Below are 11748 nucleotides of genomic sequence, written 5' to 3'. Positions count from 1 at the left end.
CCCATACCCCGACTCTTTACTGGTCAAAACCCCGGCCCGTTGCGAGCTTGTCGCGCAGACTCTTTGGCCGAATGTCAGGCCAATTCTGTTCGATGTACTCCAAGCACGCAGCGCGGTCGGTTTCGCCGTAGACCACTCGCCAGCCCGCTGGAACATCGGCGAAGGCCGGCCACAGGCTGTGTTGCTCCTCGTCGTTCACCAAGACGAAAAAGCTGCCGTTGTCGTCGTCGAATGGGTTGATGCTCACAGTTCTCCAAGCTGCTAGTTGACACGAGTGGAACCGTCCCAAACCCTACTGGAGGCACCAGCGTGCGTCCGTGGTTTGGGCAAAGTTTCGGGTGTGACCTGTCAGGCTCTTAACGCCGCCTAAAGATTGGGCTGGTTCGAGGCTGCGCAGCCGCCGCCGTTGGCGGCTGTGACCGGTAGCAATGGCTCACCGGTGCGGTTCGCGATTGGGCGCGGTCGACCTTCAAGGACGATGAAATTTTGGGTGGTTGTCGCTACATAGGATACCGGCCCTGGAGCCGCCGCGAAAATCGCCGCGAGGCGACGGACGGCCGAGGGGGGCGGCGGCGGAGCTTGGCATCATCGCGCCACCATTGAAATGCCATCGCAAACCCATTGACTACGGGCGGTGATCGTCGTTAGCTGGCCGGGGCTGTTGATCACTCAGCAAGCCTCGGCCGCCGGGCCGACCTCGGGTGGGAGGATGCCATTCCGGACCGAGTGGACCGCCCGGTGACAACCGGGTGAACCATCCGGGCGGGCGATTCAATAAAGTGCCGTTACGCATGCGGTATGCATTACGATCCCGTATCTCGTCGGAGAAGGGCTGATACGGAGACGATTGGCGTGGTTTACTCATGGAGACCTGGTCGCGCTCCCCGGGGGCGGGGCTCGTATGAGGTGCCGAAGCACGACTAGTCTGCGACGTACACCGCATTCGAAGTGCCCACACCCGGCGTATCGCGTCCGACGTGTAACGGGTTGGCCGGGCCGGCGGAATAACAAGAGACGTGCAAACGGGCAGAAGGGGGTGCGGTGACCGAACCCGACTTGCGGGCCCGGCCCGGCGGCGCGAGGGAGGGCCGCGACGGTGGCCAGCTGCCTGGTCGCCGACGGGGCTTTTTGGGCATGGGTCGCCAATCTCCTACCGGACCTCAGGGGCCGGTTGGGCGGCAGCAACGGGCCCATCCCCGCGGAACGGGAATTATCGCCGCACTGAAGCGGCTGTGGATACCGCTGCTCATAGCGGCCGTGGTCGCCGTCGGAGGAATGACCGTCGCGCGGTTGCACGGCATCTTCGGCTCCGAGAAGCGCGAGTCGTATGCCGATACCCGGATCAAAGACACCAAACCTTTCAACCCGAAGCACATCAGGTACGAGATCTTCGGCCCGCCGGGGACGACCGCCGACATCAGCTATTTCGATGTCGACGGCAACCCGGTGCACGTTAACGGGCAGCCCGTGCCGTGGTCCTTCGACATTTCGACAACGCTGCCGTCGATCTTGGGAAACGTTGTGGCACAAGGCAATGGCGACATGCTCGGCTGCCGCATCGTGGTTGACGGTGTCGTCAAAGCCGAGAGGGTTTCGCACGAATTGAACGCCTTCACCTACTGCATGCTGACGGCCACATGAGCGAAGTGCAGATGGAAAATGGCCGCCAGACAAGGCCGTTCGTAGCGCGGATGGTCCACCGACTCGCGATACCCATCATCCTGGGATGGTTGGGCATCGCCGTCATCGTGGCTATCGGCGTCCCCCCGCTGGAGCAGGTCGAGGCGGAGAACGCGGTCTCACTGAGTCCCGTTGCCGCGCCGTCGTTTAAGGCGATGGAGCACCTGGGCGGGGACTTCAAGGAAACCAATTCCGGCGCTTTGGCGATGATCGTCTTGGAGAGTCAGCAACCCCTGGGCGACGACGCGCACAAGTACTACGATCATCTAATCCGCGAGTTGCGAGCCGATACGAAACATGTGCAGACCGTCCAGGATTTCTGGGGCGATCCGGTCACGTCGAAAGCCGCTGAGAGCGCCGACGCAAAGGCCGTGTATGTGCAGGTACAACTTGCCGGGCACCAAGGCGGTGCCGCGGGGGACGAATCGGTAGCGGCGGTTCGACAGCTGGTGGCGCGGACACCCCCGCCAAACGGGATGAAGGTATATGTCACCGGCCCCGCGCCGACTGTTGCGGACATGAACATCGCCGGTCAAAAGACCGTCATGCTGGTCACCGTCACGAGCCTGGCGGTGATCTTCATTACGTTGCTCCTGGTCTACCGGTCGATTTTGACCGTGATTCTGTTGTTGCTGATGGTCGGGCTCCAGTTGCAGGTGGCACGAGGAATAGTGGCGTTCCTCGGCCATCTCCAGTTGGTCGGCCTTACCACCTTCGCCGTGAACTTGCTCGTCGCCGCGGTCATCGCGACGGGAACTGACTACGGCATTTTCTTCGTCGGGCGATATCAGGAGGCGCGTCAGGCCGGCGAGGACCGGGAGACGGCTTTCTATACGACATTCGGCGGGGTCGCCAAGGTTGTGCTGGCTTCCGGGTTGACGATCGCCGGGGCGGTTTTCTGCCTCAACTTCACCCGGCTGCCCTACTTCCAGCCGCTGGGCATCCCGTGTGCCGTGGGCATCATCATTGCGGTTCTGGTTGCGCTCACGCTTGCGCCGGCACTTCTTGTGGTTGCGGGCCGTTTTGGCGTGTTCGAGCCGAAGCGGAGGATTACGACTCATCGCTGGCGGCGGATCGGCACAGCCATCGTTCGGTGGCCCGCCCCGATTCTGATCACGACCATGGCGATCGCGCTGATCGGTCTGTTGACCCTCCCCAATTACAACCCCAGCTATGACGATCAGAAATTCATCCCCAGTGATATCCCCGCAAGCGTGGGAAATGCGGCCCTGCAACGGCACTTTCCCCAATCCCGATCGATGATGCCCGAAATTCTGCTGCTGGAGAGCGATCATGATCTGCGCAATTCGGCCGACATGATCGTCTTGAACAAAGTAGCCAAGGGCGTCCTGGCGGTTCCAGGCATCTCCACCGTGCAGTCCGTAACTCGGCCCGAGGGGATCCCGCTGCAGCACACGACAATCCCGTGGATCGTGAGCATGTCGCAGGCGAGCCAGCAAATTAACATGGCGTTCCAGAAGGACCGCATGGACGACATGCTCAAGCAGGCCGAAGAGCTCGGGAAGATGATCGCCATCATGCAGCACATGTACGGCCTGATGAAGGAACTTGTCGCCACCACCCATGACATGGTCGGCAAAACGCATGAGATGCAGGCGATCACGGAAGAATTGCGTGACAAGATTTCTGATTTCGAAGATTTCTTCAGGCCGCTGCGCAGTTACTTCTACTGGGAAAGGCACTGCTTCGATATCCCGGTTTGCTGGTCACTGAGAAGCATATTCGATGGACTCGACGGCGTTGACGAGGTCAGCGATAAGCTGCGCGAGCTGGTGGCGGACCTGGATCAACTCGACGTGCTGCTGCCGCAAATGGTCGTTCTGCTGCCACCCATGATCGAATCCATGCAGAGTATGCGGACGATGATGCTCACGATGCACAGCACCATGGCCGGCGTGATGGGCCAGATGGAATCGCAGGGCAATAATTCGGCCGCGATGGGACAGGCGTTCGACGCGTCCAGAAACGAGGATTCTTTCTACCTGCCGCCGGGGATCATCAACGGCTCGGAGGCGTTCAAACGGGTCGAGAAAATCTTTATGTCGCCGGACGGAAAAGCCGTCCGTATGCTCATTTCGCAAAAGGGCGATCCCGCGACGCCCGAAGGCCTTTCCCGCGTGGAGCCCATCAAGACGGCCGCCGAGGAGGCGCTCAAAGGAACCCCGTTGGAGGATGCCAAGATCTACCTCACCGGCACCGCGGCCATCACGAAAGACATCGTGGACGGCTCCAAATGGGACCTCTTGATCGCGGGAGTCGCGGCAATATGCCTCATTTTCATCATCATGCTGATCATGACGCGAAGTTTTATTGCCGCGCTGGTGATCGTAGGCACCGTGTTGCTGTCAATGGGCGCGTCCTACGGGCTGTCCGTGCTCGTCTGGCAGAATCTTCTTGGCCTACAGCTGCACTGGACGGTGCTGTCCACGTCCGTGATCGTCCTCTTGGCGGTGGGATCGGACTACAACTTGCTGCTGGTCTCCCGGATGAAAGAGGAATTGGCCGCCGGTATCAACACCGGCATCATCCGGGCGATGGCCGGTACCGGCAAGGTCGTGACGAATGCGGGTCTGGTGTTCGCCTTCACCATGGCTTCCATGGGGGTCAGCGACCTGCGCAGCGTCGCTCAGACGGGGACGACGATCGGTTTGGGTCTGCTGTTCGACACGTTGGTCGTGCGCGCATTCATGACGCCGTCGACCGCCGCGTTGCTGGGACGCTGGTTCTGGTGGCCGCAACGGGTGCGTCCGCGACCCGCCAGCTCATTACTTCGGCCGTTGGGACCCCGCCCGTTGGTGCGCTCGCTGTTGCTCAAGCAGCCGTTGTAACTGGCGGGCTTCCACTTTCAGGACAGGGACCGCGACCGTGGGGAACATCGTGACACAGGACATCAGGGACGGCATTCGCCGCTGCGGCGAAGTGGGCGGTGTGGTCGGCGCTGAGATGATCCCGCTGAATGCCGCCGCCTGGCTGTTGAGGGCCGTATGAGCACCGAACACCCTCGAGGCCCCTTCGTCGCCCGGAGCATCCGCAAGCTTTCGGTGCTCATCGTCCTGGCCTGGGTGGCACTGACCCTGTTGGTGACTTTGGCTGTTCCGTGGCTGGAGACGGTCGGCCGAGAGCATTCCGTGCCACTGGCCCCGCAGGATGCACCGGCCGTGCAGGCCATGCAGCGCATGGGCAGGGACTTCAAAGAGTCGGATTCGGACAGTATCGCGATGGTCGTGCTGGAGGGGCAGCAGCGCCTCGGGGACGACGCCCATACCTACTATGACCAATTGGTCCGCGCGCTTAAAGCCGACTCGAAGCACGTCGAGCATGTGCAGGACCTTTGGGGAGATCGACTGACGGCGGCGGGTGCGCAAAGCGACGACGGCAAGGCCGTTTATGTGCAAGTGAATCTCGCCGGCAACCAGGGCACGACCCTGGGCCAGGACTCCATTGCCTCGGTCCGCAATATCATCGCACGGACGCCGCCGCCTCCGGGAGTCAAGGTCTATGTCACCGGCCCTTCGGCGTTGTTGTCGGATATGCAGCAGGCCGGTGACAGATCCATTCTGAAGATGACCGCGGTGGGCGCGCTGATCATCTTTGTGGTGCTGCTTTTCGTTTATCGATCAATCTTCACCGTCATTCTGTTGTTGGTCACCGTGGGCATCGAGGTATTTGCGGCCCGGGGAATCGTTGCCTTTCTCGGCGATCATAGTCTCGTGGCGCTCTCGACTTTCGCCGTCAACCTACTGGTGGCCCTCGCGATGGCGGCTGGAACCGACTACGCGATTTTCTTCTTCGGTCGATATCAAGAGGCGCGTCAAGCCGGCGAAGATCGGGAAACCGCCTTTTATACCACCTACCGCGGGGTCGCTCCGGTGGTGTTGGGTTCGGGGTTGACGATCGCCGGGGCGATGTTGTGCCTGGGCTTTACCCGGATGCCCATTTTCCAGACCATGGGAGTGCCGTGCGCCGTGGGCATGCTCGTGGCGGTCGTGATCGCGCTGACCCTGGTGCCTGCGGTTCTCACGATCGGAAGTGGCTTTGGGCTGTTCGACCCCACGCGGATTCTCGCGTTCGGTCGATGGCGGCGGATCGGGACGGCCATCGTGCGTTGGCCCCTGCCGATCCTCGCTGCGACGGTGGCGGTCGCGCTGGTGGGTCTGGTGACGCTGCCCGGCTACCAGACGAGCTACAACAACCGGTTCTATATGCCCAGTGACATTCCCGCGAATGTCGGATACGCGGCCGCCGATCGTCATTTCTCGCAATCACGAATGATGCCCGAAATCGTGATGATCGAATCGGATCACGATATGCGCAATCCCGCGGATTTTCTCGTCTTGCATAGGCTGGCGAAGGCGATATTCAAGATTCAGGGTATCTCTCGGGTGCAGGGCATAACCCGCCCCGAGGGGACACCGATCCAGCACACCTCGATACCCTTCCTGATGCAAATGCAGTATGCCGTCATGCAGCAAGATCAGAAATACATGAAAGACCGCACGGTAGATATGCTCAAGCAGGCGGACGTGCTGTCGTTCCAGATCGCGTCGATGAAACGCATGTACGAATTGCAGAAGCAGATTACCGCCCTGACGCACGACTCGATCAACAAGACCAAAGAGATGCGCGAGGTTATATCGGAAATCAGGGACCACTTGTCCGATTTCGAAGACTTCTACCGACCGATTCGAAGCTATTTTTACTGGGAACGGCACTGCTACGATATCCCCATATGCTGGTCGTTGAGAAATATCTTCGAGACATTCGACGGCATCGACACACTGAGCGATAAATTCGATGAACTCATCGTCGACCTGAACAAGATGGACACGCTGTTGCCGCAACTGCTCGAGATTTTCCCGCCGTCGATCGCGATCGCGGAGGACGCGCGCAACATGCTGCTGACGAGCTACAGCACCATGAACGGAACGCTCGGCCAGATGGACAACGAGAAAGAGAACGCCACGGCGATGGGGGCGACGTTCGACGCCGCCAAGGACGACGATTCCTTCTATCTGCCGCCGGACATTTTCCAGAACGACGACTTCAAAAAGGCGATGAGTCAGTTCTTGTCCCCGGACGGGAAAGCGGCTCGATTCATCATCTCGCACAAGGGTGATCCCGCCTCGCCCGAGGGTCTCGTGCGTATCGACAAGATACGGACGGCGGCGGAAGAGGCCCTCAAGACGACGCCGCTCGAGCCGTCCAAGATCTTTATTGCCGGCACCGCGTCGACATTCAAGGACTTCCGCGACGGCTCCACGTACGATTTGTTTATCGCGGGAGTCGGTGCGCTCTGCCTGATTTTCATCATCATGCTGATCATCACCCGAGGTTTCGTGGCCTCGCTGGTCATTGTCGGCACGGTGGCGCTTTCGCTCGGTTCTTCGTTCGGGTTGTCAGTACTGATCTGGCAGTACATTATGGGCATCAATTTGTACTGGATGGTGCTGCCGATGTCGGTGATCGTCTTGTTGGCGGTGGGGTCGGACTACAACCTGCTGCTGGTGTCCCGAATGAAAGAGGAAATAGCGGACGGCATCAACACCGGCATCATTCGCGCGATGGGCGGTACCGGTAAGGTCGTGACGAACGCCGGTTTGGTGTTCGCATTCACGATGGCCTCAATGGTGGCCAGCGATTTGCGGATCATCGGTCAGGTCGGTACGACGATCGGCCTGGGCCTGTTATTCGACACCTTGATCGTGCGCTCGTTCATGACACCTTCCATCGCGGCCCTGCTCGGACGTTGGTTCTGGTGGCCGCAGATCGTTCGCCCCCGCCCCGCCAGTCAAATGCTTCGGGCGGAAGGACCGCGTCCCCTGGTGCGGTCGTTGCTGCTGCACCACGGGTATGAGGACGACGCACCAACAGCCGAAATCCCCCGGCCCGCTCGATAGGGCAGTTGCCGCCAACGCTGTTGATGGACGACCTCCTGGAGATACTCGCCGATGTTCGTGGCGCTAGGCGAATGGCGACCGCGGTCGAGGGTTCGTCATGAAGTTCGCCCTGGCATGCTATGGGACTCGCGGCGACGTCGAGCCGTCAGCCGCAGTTGGCCGCGAATTGGTGCGCAGAGGGCACGACGTCCGTTTGGCCGTTCCGCCCGACCTTGTCGGCTTCGTCGAGTCGGCCGGGCTCGCGGCGGTCGCCTACGGACCAAAACTGCAGAACTTTTTGGACGAAGAGTTCTTGCGAAACATGTGGAGGGATTTCTTCCGCAGCGTTTGGACGATCCGCGGACCGATCCGTGTGGTGCGTAGGGTGTGGGAGCCGATCATCCGGCACTGGGGCGAGGTTGGTGCGACCTTGCTATCACTGGCGGAAGGGGCTGATCTATTGTCCACCGGCATCAATTTCGAGCAGCCCGCCGCCAACGTTGCGGAGCATTACGACATCCCGTTAGCCGCGTTGCATCACTTTCCGATGCGGGCCAACGGTGAGCTTGTTCCCAGCGCGCCGCCGGCCGCGGTTCGCTCCATGATGACGGCGACCGAGTGGCTGTTTTGGCGCTCGACGAAAAGTGTGGAGAATGCGCAGCGCCGTGAGCTCGGTCTCCCCGAGGCGAAGGTTCGTTCATCGCGACGGGTCGCCGAGCGTGGGTCGCTGGAAATCCAGGCCTACGACCAGGCGTGCTTCCCCGGATTGGCGGCCGAATGGGCGAAGTGGGGTCCGCGGCGGCCCTTCGTGGGTGCGCTCGCGATGGAGTTGAGCACCGATGCCGACCAGGAGGTCGCAGCGTGGATCGCGGCAGGACCACCGCCAGTCTGCTTCGGCTTCGGGAGCATACCCGTGGAGTCCCCGGCCGACACGGTCGCAATGATCAGCGCCGCGTGTGCAGAGTTGGGTGAGCGGGCGTTGATTTGTTTCGGCGGGAACGACTTCAGCGACGTACCGGGCTATGACCACGTCAAAGTGGTGGGTGTCGTGAATTATGCCGCAGTCTTTCCCGCCTGCCGGGCGGTGGTGCACCACGGCGGCTCGGGCACCACTGCCGCAAGCCTGCGCGCCGGCGCACCTACGTTGATCCTGTGGAGTTCCGCCGATCAGCCATATTGGGGAAATCAGGTCAAACGACTCAACGTCGGCACCGCCCGGCGTTTCTCGGCCACCACCCAACGCTCGCTGGTCACAGACCTCCGTCGGACGCTCTCCCCCGAATGCGCCGCTCGGGCGCGGGAGCTCGCCACGCGCATGACCAAGCCCGCCGAAAGCGTCGCCAGTGCGGCCGAGTTGCTCATCGAAGCAGCGCGGCGCAGACGTGTTGAGTGACGTGTGCGGGCGGTGCTGCGCTCCATCGCGCGGAGGATACCTTGACCAGCTCGCGCAGATCGCGCATCAGATGTCATCATCGGTACAGTGGCGACCTAATGTTGGGCAAACTGAGAAGGTACTGACGACGGCGATTCGGGGCCGCGGTCGTCACTGCTGATATTGACATGCGCGTTAGGGGCCGGGTTTGACCGAGCAAAGTTGCCGCCTGTGCAAAGGCGTCGTCCGTGAAGTGCTTGACCTCGGTCCGCAGCCCGTCTCGAACGCCTTCGTGAGGCCCGAGAAGGCGACCAAGGTGCCGTTTTTTCGGCTTGCGATTGGACTCTGCGGGTCGTGCACCATGGTGCAGCAGCTTGACGAGTTTCCCCCGCACCAGATGTTTCACGCGGAATATCCTTACCGCGCGTCCGGTTCCTCACTGATCCGCAAACATGGCCAGGACGTGGCACGGCGGATCATGCAGACCTGCCCGGGCGGTCGCGATGGGTTCGTCGTCGAAATCGGCAGCAACGACGGCGTCATGCTGAAGACGCTCAGCGAGGCCGGGATGCGACATCTCGGAGTGGATCCGGCCGCGGTCGCTGCAGACGTGGCGCAGACCAACGGCGTCAATGTATGGAAGGACTTTTTCAACGCATCGACGGCGACCAAGATCCGCGACGAGTACGGGCCCGCACAACTGATCTACTCGGCGAACGCGATCAGCCACATCTCCTACCTCGAGTCGATCTTCCTCGGGGTCGACATCTTGCTCGCACCGGACGGGCTGTTCGTGTTCGAGGATCGCTATCTCGGCGACATCGTCAGGTGCGTCTACTTCGACCAAATCTACGACGAGCACATCTATCTGTTCTCGGTTCGGTCGGTGCAGGCGATGGCGGCTCGTTTCGGCTTCGAGCTGATCGATGTCGAACACCTTCCGTTACACGGGGGTTCCATCCGCTATACGGCGGCACGACCTGGCACCTCGAAGCCTTCCGCATCCGTGGCGGAATTCTTGGCGCGCGAGGAAGCCGAGGGCCTTGCCGAGGAAGCGACGTTCGCCGAGTTCGCCGCCGCGGTCGAGGGCATCCGGACGGACCTCGTCACGCTCCTCCGGGACTTACGTGCCGCCGGCCGCCGTGTTGTCGGATATGGGGCCACGTCGAGAAGCGCCACCGTGATGAACTATTGCGGTATCGGCCCCGAGTTGCTCCCCATCGTCTGTGATTCGACCCCCGAGAAGCAAGGTCGCGTCACACCGGGCACCAGAATTCCGGTCTGCCCGCCCGAGTCGTTCTCCGATCCCTACCCTGACTACGCTTTGCTGTTCGCCTGGAACCACGCCGAGGAGATCATGGCGAAGGAGCGTCGGTTCCATGAGAACGGTGGACGGTGGATCCTGTATTCGCCGAAGGTCCATCTGGTGTGATGGCCGGCGGTCGGTGTCAGCGCACGATCGCCGGGCTTTATCCCTCACTCGGGCTGACGCTGCCGAACTCACCGATATGATCGACCCGGTTTCCACTCCGGCAACGCGTTCCGCTCACCCAATTTCCTCTGCACTCGAACAGGAGGCTCCGGCCCTTGTCAGCGTCCGTGCTCATCACTGGCGGGGCAGGGTTCATCGGTACCCTGCTTTCGCGCCGTCTCGTCGAGGCCGGTTACGACGTCGCCGTAATGGATGTCCTGCTTCCTCAGGTGCACGGTGACCGTCCAACCCTGAAGCTGGCGCCGTCCGTGCGGCTTTTCACCGGTGACGTCACCCATGCACCAGACTTTGATGCAGTGCTGAGATTGTTCCGCCCCTCCCAAATCGTCCATTTGGCGGCCGAGACGGGAACCGCGCAGTCGCTGTCCCAGGCGACCCGCCACGGCTCGGTGAACGTCGTGGGCACGACGCAGCTCCTTGACGCGTTGAGCCGCTTCGAGCTGGTGCCCGATCAGCTCGTGTTGGCGTCGTCGAGGGCCGTCTACGGCGAGGGTGCGTGGCGATCCGGCACCCACATTTTCTATCCGCGACCCCGAAGCCACGCGCAGCTTCTCGCCGGCGCCTGGGACCCCGTGGGACCCACGGGCGAAGCCGCGGTGCCCATTCCGAACCGTGCGGGTGAAACCGAACCTCGGCCGACCAACATTTACGGCGCCACCAAGCTCGCCCAAGAACACCTGTTGGCCGCCTGGACCGCCGCGCACGACACGAAATTGAGCGTGTTGCGGCTCCAAAACGCCTACGGGCCGGGCCAATCGCTGAACAATCCGTATACGGGAGTGGTCCCGTTCTTCGCGCGGTTGTCCCGCGAGAAGCGGCCGTCTGAAGTGTACGAAGACGGCCGGATCGTGCGCGACCTGGTCTACATCGACGATGTCGTCGACGCGCTGTTCGCGGCAGTGCAAAGACCTGCGGCTGAATCGCGCTGCGTCGACATCGGCTCGGGCAGTGGCATAACCATCCATGAACTGGCGCGCAAGATCGCCGCGATCTTCGATGCCCCCGAGCCGATCGTCGTGCCGAAATTCCGCGACGGCGACATACGTGCGGCAAGCTGCAGCATCGAGCCGGCGAGCAACGAACTCGATTGGCGGCCCAAGTGGGCGCTCGACGACGGCCTGCGCGCCCTGGTCGAATGGATTGGCGAACAGCCCGAAGTGCGTTCCGCGGCAGGCGATTCCGCCGCGTCGGACGTCTCGTCCCGACGTTAACGCCCCTTTCACGGCCCCCCAACTTGACCGAGGAGGCAGGCTGTCCGCGCTACCCGACGGCTCCCAAGCTTGCGGTTCCCCGGGTCGGTCAGCGGG

Annotated in this window: 7 protein-coding genes; 6 read left to right on the top strand and 1 reads right to left on the bottom strand. The window is 61.8% G+C overall.

The window, feature by feature from the left end; genetic code table 11:
- Positions 1 to 16: 16 nt before the first annotated feature.
- Positions 17 to 247: an MbtH family protein gene (locus tag G6N37_RS04995; RefSeq protein ID WP_047323580.1), complete on the bottom strand. Its 231-nt coding sequence runs from the start codon at positions 245 to 247 to the stop codon at positions 17 to 19.
- A 974-nt stretch (positions 248 to 1221) separates the two neighbouring features.
- Here G6N37_RS04995 and G6N37_RS04990 point away from each other — a divergent pair.
- From G6N37_RS04990 to G6N37_RS04965, 6 genes are all read left to right on the top strand, one after another.
- A complete protein-coding gene (locus tag G6N37_RS04990) occupies positions 1222 to 1641 on the top strand; it encodes an MmpS family protein (protein WP_163684629.1) in 420 nt (139 codons plus the stop codon).
- The gene (locus tag G6N37_RS04985) at positions 1638 to 4529 is read left to right on the top strand and encodes an MMPL/RND family transporter (RefSeq protein WP_163676740.1); all 2892 of its coding nucleotides are present in this window, start codon (positions 1638 to 1640) and stop codon (positions 4527 to 4529) included. Before G6N37_RS04990 ends, G6N37_RS04985 begins: the two co-directional genes overlap by 4 nt.
- Positions 4530 to 4685: 156 nt before the next feature.
- A complete protein-coding gene (locus G6N37_RS04980; protein WP_163676738.1) occupies positions 4686 to 7598 on the top strand; it encodes an MMPL/RND family transporter in 2913 nt (970 codons plus the stop codon).
- 97 nt (positions 7599 to 7695) lie between these two features.
- Positions 7696 to 8970, top strand: coding sequence for a glycosyltransferase (locus G6N37_RS04975; RefSeq protein ID WP_163676735.1), 1275 nt, complete (start codon positions 7696 to 7698; stop codon positions 8968 to 8970).
- A gap of 187 nt (positions 8971 to 9157) precedes the next feature.
- Complete coding sequence (locus G6N37_RS04970; protein ID WP_197745727.1) at positions 9158 to 10381, top strand: methyltransferase domain-containing protein; 1224 nt, start codon at positions 9158 to 9160, stop codon at positions 10379 to 10381.
- A 167-nt stretch (positions 10382 to 10548) separates the two neighbouring features.
- On the top strand, positions 10549 to 11652 hold the full coding sequence (locus G6N37_RS04965; protein ID WP_163684625.1) for an NAD-dependent epimerase/dehydratase family protein: 1104 nt from the start codon (positions 10549 to 10551) through the stop codon (positions 11650 to 11652).
- Positions 11653 to 11748 lie beyond the last annotated feature (96 nt).

Origin of the sequence: Mycobacterium seoulense, from assembly GCF_010731595.1 — a bacterium.
GTDB classification, from domain to species: Bacteria; Actinomycetota; Actinomycetes; order Mycobacteriales; family Mycobacteriaceae; genus Mycobacterium; species Mycobacterium seoulense.
Note: the sequence above shows the minus strand (reverse complement) of the source record. Positions and strands in the feature narration are given on the sequence as shown.

Coding starts and splice junctions, on each gene's coding strand:
- G6N37_RS04985 (WP_163676740.1), top strand. CDS start 1,638: ATGAGCGAAGTGCAGATGGAAAATGGCCGCCAGACAAGGCCGTTCGTA.
- G6N37_RS04980 (WP_163676738.1), top strand. CDS start 4,686: ATGAGCACCGAACACCCTCGAGGCCCCTTCGTCGCCCGGAGCATCCGC.
- G6N37_RS04975 (WP_163676735.1), top strand. CDS start 7,696: ATGAAGTTCGCCCTGGCATGCTATGGGACTCGCGGCGACGTCGAGCCG.